15 protein-coding genes are annotated in these 16850 nt (G+C 55.6%); 13 read left to right on the top strand and 2 right to left on the bottom strand.

Annotated elements, in window-relative coordinates; genetic code table 11:
- Window positions 1–53: 53 nt before the first annotated feature.
- Together HQL52_01590 and HQL52_01585 are read right to left on the bottom strand one after the other, a co-directional pair.
- Window positions 54–575 carry a hypothetical protein gene (locus tag HQL52_01590; GenBank protein ID MBF0368122.1) on the bottom strand — a complete coding sequence of 174 codons (522 nt, stop codon included), beginning with the start codon at window positions 573–575 and terminating at the stop codon, window positions 54–56.
- 343 nt (window positions 576–918) lie between these two features.
- On the bottom strand, window positions 919–1899 hold the full coding sequence (locus HQL52_01585) for a ferrochelatase (GenBank protein MBF0368121.1): 981 nt from the start codon (window positions 1897–1899) through the stop codon (window positions 919–921).
- Window positions 1900–2069: 170 nt separating this feature from the next.
- Here HQL52_01585 and HQL52_01580 point away from each other — a divergent pair, with 170 nt between their 5' ends.
- The 13 genes from HQL52_01580 (at window position 2070) to HQL52_01520 (ending at window position 16824) form a co-directional block, all read left to right on the top strand.
- Window positions 2070–3632 (top strand): cobyrinate a,c-diamide synthase, encoded by a 1563-nt coding sequence (locus HQL52_01580; protein MBF0368120.1) that lies wholly within the window; start codon window positions 2070–2072, stop codon window positions 3630–3632.
- 160 nt (window positions 3633–3792) lie between these two features.
- Window positions 3793–4149, top strand: a complete 357-nt coding sequence (tusD, locus tag HQL52_01575; protein MBF0368119.1) for a sulfurtransferase complex subunit TusD — start codon at window positions 3793–3795, stop codon at window positions 4147–4149.
- A 15-nt stretch (window positions 4150–4164) separates the two neighbouring features.
- Window positions 4165–4566 (top strand): DsrE family protein, encoded by a 402-nt coding sequence (locus HQL52_01570; GenBank protein ID MBF0368118.1) that lies wholly within the window; start codon window positions 4165–4167, stop codon window positions 4564–4566.
- A gap of 105 nt (window positions 4567–4671) precedes the next feature.
- Window positions 4672–4965 (top strand): sulfurtransferase complex subunit TusB, encoded by a 294-nt coding sequence (dsrH, locus tag HQL52_01565; protein ID MBF0368117.1) that lies wholly within the window; start codon window positions 4672–4674, stop codon window positions 4963–4965.
- 90 nt (window positions 4966–5055) lie between these two features.
- Window positions 5056–5427, top strand: coding sequence for a hypothetical protein (locus tag HQL52_01560; GenBank protein MBF0368116.1), 372 nt, complete (start codon window positions 5056–5058; stop codon window positions 5425–5427).
- Window positions 5428–5448: 21 nt separating this feature from the next.
- Window positions 5449–6180 (top strand): 4Fe-4S dicluster domain-containing protein, encoded by a 732-nt coding sequence (locus HQL52_01555; GenBank protein MBF0368115.1) that lies wholly within the window; start codon window positions 5449–5451, stop codon window positions 6178–6180.
- A 13-nt stretch (window positions 6181–6193) separates the two neighbouring features.
- Window positions 6194–7390, top strand: a complete 1197-nt coding sequence (nrfD, locus tag HQL52_01550) for a polysulfide reductase NrfD (protein MBF0368114.1) — start codon at window positions 6194–6196, stop codon at window positions 7388–7390.
- A gap of 556 nt (window positions 7391–7946) precedes the next feature.
- On the top strand, window positions 7947–9350 hold the full coding sequence (gene ltrA, locus HQL52_01545; protein MBF0368113.1) for a group II intron reverse transcriptase/maturase: 1404 nt from the start codon (window positions 7947–7949) through the stop codon (window positions 9348–9350).
- A gap of 538 nt (window positions 9351–9888) precedes the next feature.
- The gene (gspC, locus tag HQL52_01540; GenBank protein ID MBF0368112.1) at window positions 9889–10935 is read left to right on the top strand and encodes a type II secretion system protein GspC; all 1047 of its coding nucleotides are present in this window, start codon (window positions 9889–9891) and stop codon (window positions 10933–10935) included.
- A gap of 180 nt (window positions 10936–11115) precedes the next feature.
- Window positions 11116–13278, top strand: a complete 2163-nt coding sequence (gene gspD / locus HQL52_01535) for a type II secretion system secretin GspD (GenBank protein MBF0368111.1) — start codon at window positions 11116–11118, stop codon at window positions 13276–13278.
- Window positions 13265–14782: a type II secretion system ATPase GspE gene (gspE, locus tag HQL52_01530; protein MBF0368110.1), complete on the top strand. Its 1518-nt coding sequence runs from the start codon at window positions 13265–13267 to the stop codon at window positions 14780–14782. The genes gspD and gspE overlap by 14 nt, the downstream gene beginning before the upstream one ends.
- A gap of 311 nt (window positions 14783–15093) precedes the next feature.
- Window positions 15094–15321 carry a hypothetical protein gene (locus HQL52_01525; GenBank protein MBF0368109.1) on the top strand — a complete coding sequence of 76 codons (228 nt, stop codon included), beginning with the start codon at window positions 15094–15096 and terminating at the stop codon, window positions 15319–15321.
- Window positions 15322–15327: 6 nt separating this feature from the next.
- Complete coding sequence (locus HQL52_01520; protein MBF0368108.1) at window positions 15328–16824, top strand: trypsin-like peptidase domain-containing protein; 1497 nt, start codon at window positions 15328–15330, stop codon at window positions 16822–16824.
- Window positions 16825–16850 lie beyond the last annotated feature (26 nt).

The raw sequence follows: 16850 nt of genomic DNA, 5'->3' as shown, positions 1-16850 counted from the left end.
GCACTCCCTCCGGGGGTTGGGGCCGGTGGAAGAAGAGCGGGAAAGGGGGGGAATCAGGTCAGCTCGTAGGGCTCTTCATCGTCAAAGTCGGAATCGATGGGAACGGGAGTGGCTCCGGGATTGTTGGAAATTTGCAGAACATCGCTGTTGGATTGGCGAATCACACCAATGCTTTGGGTGATTTCGTTGGCTGTATTGGTGGCTTCAGCGGTGTTTTTGCGGATTTCATCCATCCGTTGGGAGATCAGGTTGGTGGCTTCGGCGGTTTGCCGGGCGAGATCCTTGACCTCGTTGGCCACCACAGCAAATCCCTTACCCGCTTCACCGGCACCTGCGGCTTCGATGGCGGCGTTCAGGGCCAGCATGTTGGTTTGCCCGGCGATGTTTTTGATCATCTTGACCGACTGCCCAATCTCCTGGGCGGAGGTGGCCAGTTTTTTGATCACGTCGGTATTTTTCCGGGTAAAACGGTTGGCTTGATCCAGGGCTGAGGCGGATTCGGTGGCCTTTTGGTAGAGGGTGTTGATCAGTGACTGGGCTTCTTCCAGTGTCTGGGCTTGAGGTGCGCTGTTCATGGTGTTTGCCGTTCTCCCCTGGGCGGATCCCGTTTCTCACTGCTTATTAAATGTAATCGACCCGTAAGTTTACCCCAAAACAGATCGGAATGGGTAGGATTTTACGTTGGCTTTTCAACGGGAAGTTTAAATCCGGTTTCCCCCCGAGGGGTTGTTCCTTTTCCTCTCCTCTGAAACAAGCCCCCCCAGCAGCCCATTTTGCAAGGCAATTCCTGGAAAAATCTAACAATATCTAGTCTGTAAAGAGCTGAATTTCTACTGTATTCCTTGGGATGCCTGATCCAAATCAGAAGGGGATACATTGGGTATAGCCAGACTGGATCAGGGGGCTGGTCCGTCTGATTCAGCTTTCCCAGCCAGACAATTCCCGACGAACGATACGGGTGAGGGCATCGATCCATTGGGGGCTTTCATTCAGGCAGGGCACATAGAGAAACGACTCTCCTCCCGCCGCCAAAAATCGCTGACGTTCCGTTTTACCGATCTCTTCCAGGGTTTCCAGGCAGTCCGACACAAAGCCGGGGCAGACCGCCACCACCCGTTTGACACCTTCCTTGGGCAAGGCCTCCAGGACGGTATCGGTCCCGGGGGTCAACCAGGGCTCACGGCCAAAGCGGGATTGAAAAGTGAGCCGCCAGCCATCATCGGCCAGTCCCAAGGCGTTCGCCAGGCGCTGGGCGGTGGCGGCGCAGTGATCGCCATAGGGATCCCCTTCATCCACATGGCGTTGGGGCAGGCTGTGGAAGGAAAAGAGATGCAAGGCGTGGGGGGTATAGCCAGGGGTGGCCCGCACCTGGTGGGCCAGGGCGGCAATGTAGCCCGGGTCAGCATAAAAAGGGGAGGCCATGCGGAAGGCGGGTATAAAACGCCGATGAGCCAGGGCCGCCTGAAAAGCATCGGCGGTGGAGGCGGTGGTGGAGGCGGAAAATTGGGGATAGAGGGGAAAAAGCAGGAGCCGTTCCACCCCTTGGTCCAACATTTTTGCCAATACTGAGGGGATGCCGGGGTTGCCATAACGCATGGCAAATTGAACCTGGATGCCCTCGCCCAGGCGCTTTTGCAGGGCGAGGGTCACTTCCCGGGTATGGTGGAGGAGGGGGGATTGTCCATCCTTCCGCCAGATTTTTTGATAGAGGGCGGCAGAGCGCTTGGGACGGGTGTTGAGAATGATGCCGTGGAGCAGGGGCCACCAAAGCGCCCGGTTGAGATCCACCACCCGGCGGTCGGAAAGAAACTGTTTCAGATAGCGCCGTACGGCAGCAGGGGTTGGGGCATCTGGAGTTCCCAGCTGGGTGAGGAGCAGGCCGGTGCGGGAGTTGGACATGGAGGCATATTCCTCAAAGGGGGCGGATCGCCACGCTGGCATCTATGGCTATGGGTGTCCGATTGGATCAAGTCGATTGTTTTTGATGGTCGCTATTTTTAATCAACCGAAGGATCCTGACGAGGAAAAAAACCACCCTGTCCACAAGGAAAAAAACCACCCTGTCCACAATGGAATGGCCCTACGGGGCGTTCCTCTATTGCGTCAGAATAATTCAATGGAAACCAAGCACCAAACAAATTCCGCAGGGATTGTGGTCATGCGGGGTTGACGAATGGCGTTTCAGGGCGCACCTTCGGCGACGGCCAAGAGGTAAACCGCACTTTTCAAGGATCGCACCATTGAACGGGCAGGTTCCCCGCATATTGATTTCAGCTCCCCGGAAAAGCTCTGGCAAGACCATGGTTTCCATTGGTCTGACGGCGGCTTTTGCCAGTCGGGGCTTGAAAGTAGGCACTTTTAAAAAAGGGCTCGACTATATCGATCCCCGCTGGCTGGGGGTTGCCGGGGGGCGAGAGTGCCATAATCTCGATTTTTTTGTCATGGGCCGGGAGGGTATCCAGCGCAATTTTCACCGCTATAGCCAGGAGATCGAACTGGCGCTGATCGAAGGCAACATGGGGCTTTTCGATGGCCAGGAGATGGACGGCTCAGACAGTGGGGCGGCTCTGGCCAAGGCGTTGGATTGTCCGATATTGCTGGTGGTGAATTGTCAGGGGATGGCCCGCAGTGTCGCCCCTTTGGTTTTGGGGCATCTGGATTTTCCCGGCGGGGAGCAGATTGGTGGAGTGATTCTCAATAACGTCGCCACCCCCCGTCAGGAGGACAAACTCCGCCGGGTACTGGAGCAATACAGCCGGGTGCCGGTGTTGGGGGTGTTGCCCAGAAGTTCCGAAGTGGTGATTGATGAGCGCCATCTGGGGCTGGTGCCCGTGGGGGAGAAGGAATCTCTGGCCAGTCGGGTTACCGCCATCGGTCAGCATGTGGCCCGCCATCTCGATCTCGACCAGATTTTGGATTTGGCCAAGGGGGCTGGCGCCTACAGCTGGCCCGGGGCATCCAATTCCCCTGTTTTGCCGGTGGCTACACCCCCCAAGGTGCGTATCGCCATCGCCACCGATCAGGCCTTTTCCTTCTATTATCCCGAAAATCTGGCAGCGCTACGGGCTGCTGGCGCTGAGCTGATTCCCTTCTCCTTTCTCAAGGATTCCGCCCTGCCCCCTGTGGATGGGCTCTATATCGGCGGGGGGTTTCCGGAAATGTTTATGGAATCCCTCTCCGCCAACCGGGCGCTCATGGGGCAGATCAAAGGGGCTGTGGAGGCGGGGTTTCCAGTCTATGCCGAGTGTGGCGGGTTGATGGTGTTGGCGGAAAAAATTCACTGGGAAGGTCGTGCTGCCCAGATGGTTGGGGCTCTACCCATAGAGGTGGAGATGAACCGACGGCCTCAGGGCTATGGTTACATGGAGATCGCTGGTACCGGTGCTTTGCCCTGGCCTGGGAAGGATAAAAAAATACGCTGCCATGAGTTTCACTATTCTCAGGTAGTCAAGGGTGCGGATAAAGTTAAATTTGCCTACCGGGTTGAACGTGGATCCGGGGTGGATGGTGTTCGGGATGGCTTGATTTATCGGAATGTTTTGGCCTCTTACGCCCATATTCATGTGGATGGCGCGCCCCAGTGGGCCACCTTCCTGGTGAATTTTTGGCAAAGGGGGGTTGGCGTCACTTGACACCCCGCCCAGGAACCTTATATTACCTCATTCTAATATGAACATTTCGTAATGTACTCTATGAAGGACCCGGTATTGGGCTGATGTCGAGGCGGCGGGGTGGCAAGTCGGGAACCACGTCAAGATCGGTCAACGGCGTTTTGCGGAGGATGGTATCGTCATGAAACTGGCTGTATGCATTTATGAGGGCCCTTACAACCACGAAGCATCGGACAGCGCCTACAATTTTATCCTGGCAGCGCTGGAAAAAGGGCACACAATCCAAGGGATCTTTTTCTATCACGATGGCGTGTACAACGTCACCAAGCTGATGGAGCCCCCCCAGGATGATCGGCACATCGCCAACCGCTGGTCGGAGTTGGGCGGTAAGGGGATCGACATTGTTGTTTGCATTGCTGCGGCCAAGCGCCGGGGTATTGTCGACGATGTGTTGGTACCCAATGTGCGGATTTCGGGGCTTGGTCAACTCACCATGATGGCCATTGAGGCCGAACGCATGGTGGTTTTCGGAGATTGATGGGAGGCTGTCAAGATGTCGGAAGAAGTCAAAAAAATCATGTTCACCGTGCGAAAGCCTCCCCACGGCTCCATCTATGTCTATGAGGGGCTGGAGGTCAAGCTCATCATGGCCGCCTATGACGCCGATATTTCGGTGGTGTTCATGGACGATGGCGTCTTTGCCCTGAAACAGGGTCAGGACACCAAGGAGCTGGGTATCAAGGGTTTCGCGGCTACTTATGGCGTGATGGTGGACTATGAGATCAGCAAAATGTATGTCGATCGCAAATCCATGGAAGATCGCGGCATGACCGAAGATGACCTGCTGGTAATCGGTGAGGACGAAGACACCGAAGAGCCGGTCAAGCCCAAGGTTGTGGAGGCCGAAGAGATCGCCGCCATGATGGGCGAGCAGCACAATATCCTTGTTTTTTAGGGGGTTGTACTCCAGAACCTGATGTTTCAGGGGCTGGTATTCCCAGGCCCCGCAGGCCAGGAATTGCGTTCACATCATCAAGCGTAAGAGTAGGAGAGAACGAGAATGCTCCATACTGTCAATAAATCCCCCTTTGGGAACGGCTCGCTGGAAAGCTGCCTTCGTTTTATGAATGCCGGGGATGTCCTTCTGCTTTTGGAGGATGGCGTCAACGGCGCCATTGCCGGTACCTCCATGGTTGGTCTCATCGAGCAGGCCATGGCCAAAAATGAAGTCTACGCCATCAGCGCAGACCTGAAAGCCCGGGGGTTGACCAACCTGATCCCCGGCATCAAGGTCATCGACTATGCTGGCTTCGTTGACTTGGTGGAAAAGCATACGACCCACGCTTGGCTTTAAGCCCAAGGGTTGACGTTGCGAAGAGATGGCCGACTTGGGTCCGCTCAAGTCGGCCATCTCTCCTGTTCCCGCCATGACGGTGGGGTTTTCGTGATCGTTCCCGCAATCGGAGGAATGGCAGTGGCTTGGTTTCGACCGGCAGCACTATTGATCGTCTTCATTGTGGTGGGGTTTGCAGCTGTTTTGCCGCAACCCGCCCATGGCCAGGAAGGCCCTCCCGTCACTCTGCAAAAAGCCAAGGGTGAGGCTTGCGTCGAAGATACCGCCTGGATGCGACGCAATCACATGGACTATCTGAAACATAAGCGGGATCGCACCGTGCGTGAGGGTTATCGCGCTCCCGATGAGAGTCTGCTCAACTGCAGGACTTGCCACACCAGCCGGGAGCAGTTTTGCGACCGCTGTCACACCTATGTCGGTGTGAAACCGGACTGTTTTGAGTGCCACAACTATCCCAAATGACCACCAACGGGGTTTAGGAACATGACGATGGACAGAAGATCGGTTCTTGGACTGGGAGGAGCCGTTGCCGCGGGTGTGGCGCTGGCCCCGGGTGTCCACCTGATCGCAGCGACACAAACCACCGAAGCCTCCGGCAGCAGCCGCTGGGCGATGCTGATCGACGTGAACAAATGTTCAAGCGATTGCAACGCCTGCACCGATGCTTGCCGCAAGGAAAACAACGTACCCCTCTTTGGGGATCCTGATCGGGATATACACTGGATCCGCAAGATTGAAATTCGCGACAAAGAGGGGCGGCGTCCCACTGTTAGCCTGCCGGTTCTCTGCAACCACTGCGAAAACCCACCCTGTGTACACGTCTGCCCAACGGCGGCTTCTTTCGTGCGCAAGGATGGTATCGTGCTGGTGGATAAACACCGTTGTATCGGGTGTCGCTACTGCATGATTGCCTGCCCTTACAAGGCCCGCTCTTTGGTCTATTTTCCCACTGAACTGCCTGCTGACGGTAATCCGGACGTGCCGATTCGAGGCAAGGGTGTGGTGGAAAAATGTACCTTCTGTGTCCATCGAGTGGATGCAGGATTAGCCCCGGCTTGTGTGGAAGCCTGTGACAAGGCATCTGAAGGGGCGATGCTCTTTGGGGATCTCAACGATCCCACTTCAGAGATTTCCAAGCGGGTGCGGGAAGTTGCCACCAAGGCCATCCGTGAGGATCTCGGTTTGAAACCCCACGTGCACTACCAGGGATTGTAGGGAGCGGTATAGCATGATCAGCGAATTCACCACCGTTGAGGGGCGCCTCCCCGCATTTTACACACTGCTCATCATCCTGGGCGGTTTTGTAGGAATGGCGGCTGCGGCCTTTTTCTATGTGGAAATTTATGGCCACGGCGTCACCGGAATGAACAACAAGGTGGTCTGGGGGTTGCCCCACATCTTTGCCATTGCCATGTTGGTGATGGCCTCCGGGGCGCTTAACCTGGGCTCCATGTCCACCATTTTTGCGGCCAAGCAGTTCAAGCAGTTCGGTCGTTTTTCCGCCTATCTGGCCGTAGCTCTTTTGATCGGCGGTTTGGCGGTGCTGCTTTTTGATCTGGGGCGGCCCGACCGAATGCTGCTCGCCATGATGTACTACAACTTCAGCTCCATGTTTTCCTGGAACGTGATCCTCTACACCGGGTTCATGATGCTCTGTCTGCTCTACCTCTGGACCATGTTTGAAGCCCAGAAATATACCAAGGTCGTCGGCAGTGCAGCTTTTTTCTGGCGGTTGGTGCTCACCACCGGTACCGGATCCATCTTCGGCGTCATCCACGCCCGTGAGGTGTTCCACTCCGCCATCACCGGCCCCACCTTCATTGCGGTTTCGCTCTCTTCGGGCACAGCGGTTTCCATCCTGCTCCTGGTAGCCACCTACAAGGCAGCCGGGTTGGAGATGGATAAAAAACTGGTGTTTGGGCTGCGCAACGCCCTCATCTTTTTCCTGCTGCTGGTGCTCTATTTTCTCTTCGTCGAAAAGTTCGTCAAGTTTTACTCCCCGGCGTTTTACGATGTAGAGACCTGGATTCTCACCGGTCCCTTGGCGTGGCTCTATTGGGGAGGGGTGATTTTGGCAGGTATTGTGGCGCCTCTGGGAATTCTTTTTAACAGCACTCTGGGCAATACCGTCAAAGGGGTGATGTGGGGTTCGGCCCTGGCGGTTATCGGTGAGTTTGCCTTTGTGGCCCATGTTCTGATCGCTGGCCAATCCTATCCCTTCAACATGTTTCCCGGCTACGAGGTGTCGAGCGTCTTTCAAGACGGTATGGCCGCCACCTACTCTCCCACACTTCCCGAGTTGGTGTTGGGACTGGGTGGGGTAGCGATTGCAGGTTTGATCTACCTTCTGGGCATTCGCTTTCTCCGTCTTCTTCCTGAGAAAGCCGTGGTTCCCAAGGGTTGGGACGTCCCCTGGAATCCTTGAGCAGGAGGGCTTGCCCCTTCCGGTGCTGGTGTGTTTTGTGGAATGGTGTTGATCTTCTCTTTAGAGAAATCCACCTAACCAGCCTGGAAAGTAGACCATTGAAGGAACGAATGAATCGGGCTGCGGCGACGCGGCCCGATTTTTTTTTGGTGCGCCCGGCAGGGCGCACGTACTTGGAGGTGCAAGTCCTCTACAGGCCCGACAGGGGGAACTGTTAGCCGAACGGCAAGGGTGTCCATCGTGAGTTGGAATCTGAAGGAAGCCGAAGGCAAAGCGCTGGTCTGACGAACAGGAATCGCATACAAGGCGGTCATGCCGGATGAGGAGGCCAATATCTTCAAAGTCCGAAACCTGTGCGGAAGGCATGAACGTATATGCGGCGGACATAAGCGCGAAGGTGCGTGTGCATTACCCGGGGAGATCTGCATGTCTGCCTTGTGCTACCGCCATCGAGAGATGACGGGATGGACGTGCAGAAGTCAGCAGAGGGCATAGTAGGTTTTCGACCGAACTGAAGGCCCGAACGTGTAGTACGTGGTAAGGGATTCGAATTTCGATGACGACAGGAGAAGCAGATGTCCGGTCTGAGATGCCCGGAACCGCCGAGGGAGGCAACGGACGGAATCCGCTATGGCCCTTGGATGGTGCGTCAAACGTCACGGCAAGGAGAGAAGAACCGAACCGGAAGAGTTGTCAGTTGATGGAGGCAGTGGTCGAACGCGAGAATATGAAGTTGGCTTTGCATCGTGTGAAGAGCAACCGGGGGTCGGCGGGAGTGGATGGTATGCCCGTTTCGGGTCTGGGAGCTTATCTCAAGGAGCATTGGCCACGCATCAAGGAGGAACTGCTGTCAGGTCGGTATGAACCGCAACCGGTGCGTAAGGTTGAGATACCGAAGCCCGGCGGGAAAGGGGTGCGTATGTTGGGCATTCCGACGGTTTTGGATCGTCTGGTACAGCAGGCGTTGAATCAGGTGTTGCAACCCATATTCGACGAAGGATTTTCCAGCTCAAGCTATGGATTCAGGCCCAACCGTAGCGCTCATCAGGCGGTACGACAAGCCCGATCACATGTGGCATCAGGTCGGCGCTGGGTTGTAGACATGGATCTGGAGAAATTCTTTGATCGGGTTAACCATGATGTTTTGATGTCGCGGGTAGCCCGTAAGATTGGGGACCAAAAGGTATTGAAGCTGATACGTCGATACCTGGAGGCCGGGATGATGGAAGGGGGTGTGGTATCCCAACGCACTCAGGGTACGCCGCAAGGCGGTCCACTATCCCCCTTGCTGTCCAACATTTTGTTGGATGACCTGGATAAGGAGCTTGAGCGTAGGGGGCATCTGTTCTGCCGGTATGCGGATGATTGCAACATTTATGTTGCGTCGAAGCAGGCTGGGGAACGCCTTCTTGCATCACTCACACGGTATCTTGAGGAAAAGTTGAAGCTCAAGGTGAATCAGGACAAGAGCGCGGTTGCTCGTCCCTGGAAGCGTAAATTTCTGGGTTATAGCCTGACGTGGCATATGAAACCCCGCCTGAAGGTGGCGAAGGCGAGTGTGCAACGTCTGAAGGCAAAGCTCCGGGAAGCGTTTTGCCAGGGTCGGGGGCGCAACCTTGGCCGATTTGTTGCGGATCTTCGACCGACCCTCATAGGTTGGGTGAACTATTTCAAGCTCGCCGAGGTGAAGGGCATCTTCGAAGCGCTGGATATGTGGTTACGGAGGAAACTCCGCTGCATTCTTTGGCGACAATGGAAACGTCCTTTCACGAGGGCCAGAAACCTGATGAAACGAGGGCTGAAGGAAAAGCGAGCATGGTGGTCGGCCAAGAATCAACGCGGTCCGTGGTGGAACGCTGGAGCCAGCCACATGAATGCTGCTTTTCCGAAGCGATACTTTAATGCGCTTGGACTCGTGTCGCTGCTGGGTCAATTGCAACGACTTCAAAGTGCTACATGAACCGTCGTGGTACGGAACCGTATGCCCGGTGGTGTGGGAGGTCGGCGGGGGTGACCCCGCCTCCTACCCGATAGGGGATGGTTTGCTGAATTTTGTCGGAGAGTGGTCTGTTGTCACTCTTGTGAACTGGGTGGGAAGCCAGGCGGCTTATTTACTGGAGCTGGTGGACATTGGGTGGACTCCCGGGCTTGGTCGCAGCTCTTGGGGATGGTTGGCGTTTTTTCTGCAGCCTGCTGGTATCTTTCATGTAATATGGAGGCGTGGCCTACCTTCGGTAGGGTGCTTTTTTGGTGTTTTCAGGGGCAAGGGTCGCAAAAAAAGGGGGGGGATCCCGGGGAGAGATCCTACCTGTTGTTTTTACATTCCAGCCCACACTTCGGTATTTTCTCAATGTAAGGTATCCCTGTTTTACTGCCAGCCATTCCCGGCCTGCTGTTGGGAAGGGTGCACAGGGGATGGGTTTTTTTGATGCCTTGTGGCATAATGAATCGGTTTGGGTCAAGCTGGTCCCATCTATTCGAAAGTTGGAGGGGTGTTCGTGAGTTTTGGCAAGGGGGCATTGGCGAGTGTGCGCCGGATTGGCTGGCGGAAAGCCTCATTAGCCGGGGTTGCATCTGCTGGCAGCGTGGGCCGTGATGTCACTTCGGGGCTGGAGGGAGGGTGGTTGCGTCCTTTGGCCCTGTTGCTCAACGTGGTACTGATTGTGGTGCTGTGCCACGATCTGGCGGGCTTGACCTGGGCCTGGGTGGGGGAGGCTGTCGGCATGGAAACCACGGGTGCCATGACCCTCTCCGAAGTGTTGGATGATCCTGAAAACAACCCAAAAAAATCTGGAAACCGATCCAAAAAACGCATCAAAAAAGCCGATTGGCATCTTTTCGGTCAGGCCCATCAACCCAAGTCTGCCGCCAGGAAGAAAAATGCTACCCCGGTGGACGCCCCGGATACCAAGCTGGATCTGACCCTGCTTGGGATTGTGGCCTTTGATGGGGAAGGGGATGAGGGGCTGGCCTTGATTGATAGCCCTTCCGAGGGGGAAAAACCCTACGGGATCGGCGATCTCCTGCCGGGGAATGCCAAGGTGAGCGCTATTCATGCCGACCGGGTGATTCTGGCGCGTGGTGGCCGATTCGAAACCCTGCGCCTGCCCCGAGAACCTCTGGTGATGGACGGATTGAAAAAGGCTAAAAAGCAGCCTGCCAAAAAGGATAAAAGAAAGAAAAGTAAAAAGAGGGGCAAAAGGAAGGGCAGGGACGATAAACAGGATATCCTGTCAGATGAGGAATTGGATGATTTGCGCCAGCGGTTTGCGGAAAACCCTGAAAGCCTCCTCGAACTGGTCCAGGTGGAGCCTTCCTACCAGGATGGCCGTTTCATGGGGTTTCAACTGGAACCTGGGCAGCGGCCCGATTTGATGAAAAAATTTGGTTTGCGAGCGGGTGATGTGGTCACCTCCGTCAACGGGGTCAAAATGACCGATCCTCTGAAGGGAATGGAAGTGCTCAACCGCTTGACTGAAGAGAACGACTTGCAACTCAAGGTAAAACGCGGCAAAAAGACCCGATCATTCAATTTCACTTTTTGATTCCAGCCCCAGGGCGTGATAACAATTGCCAGGTTGTGGTTCCTGGCAAGGCGAAATCGTTTGCAATGCTGGGGGATTGTGTCCCTCTGTGTGGATTTGAGGACGATTTGACGCCGTCAAGGGCGTGGGACGGTCATTATTAACATACCCTCGGGCAAAGGTTTGGGCCCAGGAGTTCAGATGGCAAAACCCTCATATTTCAGCGGCTTCCCTGGTTGGCTTTTGGGCTTGGCGTTGGGGTGGTTGATTGTTGCTTCTCCCATGCAGGCGACGGCTGCCGACGGCAGCTATACCCTGAATTTGAAGGGGGCTGATATCACCACCCTGATTGAGACTGTCTCCCAGGCGACGGGTCGCAATTTTATTCTCGACCCCGGTATCAAAGGCAAGGTGACGGTGGTTTCAGCGGACTCCTTGAGTGTGGATGAGCTTTATCAGGTCTTTCTCTCCATTCTGGAAGTTCACAATTTGATCACGGTCCCTACCAATGGGGCCATCAAGATTGTTCCGGAGACCCGGATCAAATATAGCGGTATGCCTCTCACCTCCCAGCTGGAGATCGCCCAGGCCAGGGGGGATGAAGTGGTGGTGCGGGTGTTTGAACTGATGCATGTGGACGCCTCCCGCCTGGTTGCGGTGTTGCGTCCCATGATTACCCCCAAGGGTCATCTCGCAGCCTACAGTCCCAGCAACATGTTGATTGTTTCGGACTATGCTTCGGGGGTGCGGCGAATCGCCCGGATCATTAGTCGGGTGGACCGTCCTTCCAGTGGTGAGATCGAGGTGGTGCGCCTGGAACATGCCTCGGCAGCTGATCTGGTGCGGGTGTTGGGATCACTGCTCAAATCCAACACCAGTTCCAAGAATAAATCTTCGGACGACAAACCCATGCTGGTGGCGGATGACCGCACCAACTCCATTTTGATCGGTGGGGATAAGAGTGCCCGCTTGCGATTGCGGGCCATCATCACCCATCTGGACACCCCGGTGGAAATTACAGGGGACACCCAGGTGATCTATCTCCGCTTTGCCAACGCCAAGGATCTGGCCCCGGTGCTCAACAATGTGGGCCGGGATTTTGTCCAGAAGGAAAAAGCCAAGAAGGGGCAGGCTGCCAAAAGTGATGTGGTGGTCAATGTCCAGGCCTATGAATCTGCCAATGCGTTGGTGATTTCAGCCCCACCCCGGATGAACCGCACCCTTTTGGATGTGGTCCGCAAACTCGACATCCGCCGCGCCCAGGTGCAGGTGGAGGCGGTCGTGGCTGAGGTCTCTACGGGGATGGACGATGAATTGGGTATCCAGTGGGGAATCCTGGGGGGCTCGGGGGATGAGCAGGGAATTGTCGCCGGGACCAACTTTTCCGGGTCGGGCACCGGGCTTTTCACTCTGGCGGCCCAGCTGGGTGAGGGCTCCTCCAGCGTCTCTTTTGATCCGGAAGGGCTTTCCATCGGTTTTACCGATGCGTCCCACATTGCAGGCTTGATTCGTGCCCTGCGCAAGGATACCTCCACCAATATTTTATCGACGCCCACCGTGGTCACCATGGACAACGAAGAGGCGGAGATTATTGTCGGTCAGAACGTGCCCTTCATCACCTCAAGCTCTACGGATAATGCGGGCAACCCCTTCCAAACCATCACCCGGGAGGATGTTGGGCTTTCTCTCAAGGTAACCCCCCAGATCAACGAGGGGGATGCCATTCGCATGAATATCGAATTTGAGGATTCGGTGGTGACTCCCAGCACGGTCAGTACGGCGGATGTGGTGACCAACACCCGCTCCATCAAGACTGTGGTGATGGTGGATCACACCCGGATATTGGTGTTGGGGGGACTGATCAAGGACGACCTGGTGGAAACAGCCGACAAGGTGCCGGTTTTGGGGGATCTACCTCTGCTGGGAGGGCTGTTTCGCTATGATACCCACACCAAGGTCAAGACCAATCTACTGGTTTTTTTGCGGCCCACCATCCTGCGCAACGAGCAGGATGGGTTTTTGCTGACTCAGTCCAAATATGACTATATCCGATCCCAGCAAAACGATACCCCTTCCCTGGGGGGGTGGATGAAGATGGATCGCAATCGTCCCCTGTTACCGGAGTTGAACAGCTATATCGATAATTCCGCCAGAGGTCTGTTCAGTCAGGCTGAGGAGGTGGCTGGACGCCTGGATAAACGCCTTGATACAGAGCCGATGGTGCCGGAAGCCTTGCCCGCTGATTCTGGAGCCGGCTTGACCCGCGCCATGACCGAAACCGATTCGGAGAGCTTTGTTCCATCTCCCCAGCAGGAGGGGGTGGAGAGAGGTGCCAATGGATACCAGGATTATGCAGACTGGTAGTGGCCAGGGGGAGGAGGCTTTGGTAGAGGCCTCGGTGGATCACGGCCTCTCCTTCGGTTTTTCCAAGCGTCACGGGGTATTGGTGCAGCCGGGAGCCCAGGGAGCCTTGCGGGTACTCTGCCGTGAGGATGCTTCTCTGCCTGCATTGGTGGAGCTGCGCCGCTGTTTTCGCAAACCCCTCTTGATCGAACGGGTGGAGAACGATCTGTTCGATGATCATTTGCAAAAGGCTTTTGAAAAAGGCTCCTCCCAGGCCATCCAGGAGATGGAAGAGCTGGATGAGGAGCTGGATCTGGTCCAGGTGGCGGAGGAGTTGGGAGAGCCGAAGGATCTGGCCGAAAGCGCTGATGACGCTCCCATTATTCGTTTGATTAACGCCTTGGTAACTGAGGCGGTCAAGTTGAACGCTTCGGATATTCACCTGGAGCCTTATGAAGACCGTTTGTCGGTACGTTTTCGGGTGGATGGGGTGTTGCGCAAGGTGCTGGAGCCCAAGCGGGCTTTGGCTCCTCTGATCGCCTCCCGGGTCAAGGTGATGGCCCGATTGGATATTGCTGAAAAGCGCCTGCCCCAGGATGGCCGCATCTCTCTCAAGATTGCCGGTCGTCCGGTGGATGTGCGGGTTTCCACCATTCCCACTGCCTATGGTGAGCGGGTGGTGATGCGTTTGTTGGATAAACAGTCCGGCAGGCTCGATCTGGAAGAGTTGGGTACGCCGGAGGAGATGCGTAACCAGCTGGATCAGGTGATCCGCAAGCCCAACGGGATTATTCTGGTCACCGGCCCCACCGGTTCCGGTAAGACCACCACTCTTTATGCCATCCTCAAGCGGCTCAACAAAACCAGCCGCAACATCATGACCGTTGAAGATCCCATCGAGTATAACCTGGAAGGGATTGGTCAGACCCACGTCAACACCAAGGTGGATCTGACTTTTGCCCGGGGGTTGCGGGCTATTTTGCGCCAGGATCCTGATATCGTCATGGTGGGGGAGATCCGGGATCTGGAGACCGCCCGCATTGCGGTGCAGGCGAGTTTGACGGGTCACTTGGTGCTTTCCACCCTGCACACCAACAGCGCTATCGGGGCGGTGGCTCGGCTCAAGGATATGGGGGTTGAGCCTTATCTGCTCTCTTCCAGTCTCTTGGGGGTGTTGGCCCAACGCTTGGTACGGCTTCTCTGTCCCCACTGCAAAACTCCTCATCCAGCAAGTGATGCCGAATTGAGAAGTTTGGGGGTCTCCGTCGAAGAGATATCTACCCTCTATCGTTCCCAAGGGTGTGATGTGTGCGCCCGGACCGGATTTGTGGGGCGTAGCGGCATCTATGAGTTGGTCATTTTGGATGATGTCATGCGGGGCAAAATTCATGACGGTGCCGGGGAGCATAGCCTCACAGCTCATGCCAGAACCTTCTCCAAAAGCCTCTGGGATGATGGTTTGCGTCTGCTTCAGGAGGGACGCACGACGGCCAAGGAGGTGTTGCGGGTGAGTCAGGAAGATTGAGTTTTCCTGCAGAATCCAGATCGCCGGTTTCTTTCATGGGCGTTGCCAATTGGCTTCCCATGGGGTATGTTTTATAGGTTTTGCGAAGGCTGTCTAAAATGGGTTTGTTGTCAGAGCGTCTCTCTTCGGGAGAGAGTCTCTGGGAGGGGAGCCATTTAAGTTTAGAGCGTTTTTTGCCGAAACGAGGCTTTGGGAGCGTTTTTAAGCTGTAACAACGTTTTTTTTGGTATTTAAAATGCATTTTTTGGTGTGGGTCGGGATGATCCGCAGGTTGAGACTCTTTTTATCCGCTTACTGTCTGGAGATACGGCATGGCTAATATCGTTTTTGGCTTGGTGGCCATGGCCCTGGGATTGTGGGGACTATCCGTCTGGTGGTGGTCTGTTGCCGAAGTGTTGCGGGGGGTCTTGCCTATTTTTTTGATTCTTTTCGGTATGGTGGCTTTGGGAGCCGGAGTGGCCAAGGTGCGTGATGGGAGCCGAAACAGTTCTGCCCCGGGTGGGGATGTTTTGGGTGAAGCCGGACCGATGGACGAGTAGCAGAGCATGGTTGACGACTCTCAACCAAACCAGGAAGGGGATCGTTTCGGCTATCTTTTCATGATAGCGGCAACGGCCATACTGCTGTTGATCGGCAGTTATTGGTATATGTCCTATTTTTTGGAAATGCCCACCGAAATCAAGCCGAGCGATTTTCGTACTGGATTTACCGAGCCTGCCCCGTTTACTTCCCAAGCTCCCCAAGGTGCTGAAGCTGTCCCCGTGGCTACTTTTGCCGGTCCCGGAGCAACTCCGGTAGCGATTCCTGTGGCTGCTGTCAATCCCGCCGGGGTCAATGGCGTCAACAGGGAGATGGGCCGCAGCCCTTTTTCGGCGGTGGCTGAGCTGATCATGCCGAGTGTGGTCAACGTCAGCGCCACCAGCATGCCGCAACCCAGCCAGATCAAACCGGAAAACCCCAAAGCTCCAGGTCTTAACTTTGCCAATCCCCGCGCTGAAACCGCCATGGAGAGTATCGGCTCCGGGATTATCATTACTGCCCAGGGCCATATCCTGACCAATTATCATGTGGTGGAGGGGGCTCGGCACGTTTTTATCACGGTATTTGGCAAAAAGGGCAATCAACGTCTGGTGGCGGATGTTTTGCGTTTGAACGAACCCTTGGATCTGGCCATCTTGAAGGTGGAGCCTGCCAAGCCTTTGATTCCTGCTCCTTTGGGAGGTCGTCAACCGATCCATGTTGGGGATCCGGTGATTGCCATTGGTTCGCCCTTTGGCTTGGACCAAACCGTGAGTAAGGGCATTATTTCCGCCAAGCGCAAGGCGGTCAATATTGGTGGGACCATGCACTCGGGGTTGCTCCAGACCGATGCTGCCATCAATCGTGGAAATTCCGGTGGGCCTCTGTCTAACCTGAAAGGCTATGTGATCGGCGTTAACACAGCGATTTATACCACCAACCAAGCTTTTGCTGGTGTGGGGTTTGCTGTTTCCATCGCCAAAGCCATGGAGTTTATTGAAGATAATGTAGAGCTACCCCGAATCGAACCCAACCTGGGCAAAACAGCCGCTGGCCGTCCCATCGCTGCGCGTCCTCCGCCGCCCATTGCTGCCAATGCGGCATTGCCTCATGAAGATCGGGGGCCGTGTGAGAGTTGTCATGAGATTTTGCCTTCGGCCAATCCTGTGGCGTTCATGCAGGGTCCCCAGCGGCATATGGGGCAGGGGGCGGGGCAAGGTCAAGGTCAGGGGCAGGGTCGTTTTAATGATGGTTTTGCTTTTGGGCCAGGTGGGGCGATTGGTTTGAATGCTGCCTGGAACGATGGCACAGCTGGTGGTTTGGGAGCGCTTTTGGCGCCTCTGGATCGCAACACTGCCCAGCAGGTTCAAGCGCCTTATCCTGAAGGTATCTTTGCCCAGGATGTCACGGCTGGTTCCATGGCGGATGTTGCTGGTTTGCAGGCTGGGGATGTCATTTTTAAAGTAGATGGTCGTCGGCCAGGAGTGCGTGGGAGCCTGAGAGCAGGCCTACGAAGAGTTTGAGGCTGGAGAGTGCCAGGTTTGCGATC

This window comes from Magnetococcales bacterium (assembly GCA_015232395.1).
GTDB lineage: Bacteria > Pseudomonadota > Magnetococcia > Magnetococcales > JADFZT01 > JADFZT01.
Note: the sequence above shows the minus strand (reverse complement) of the source record. Positions and strands in the feature narration are given on the sequence as shown.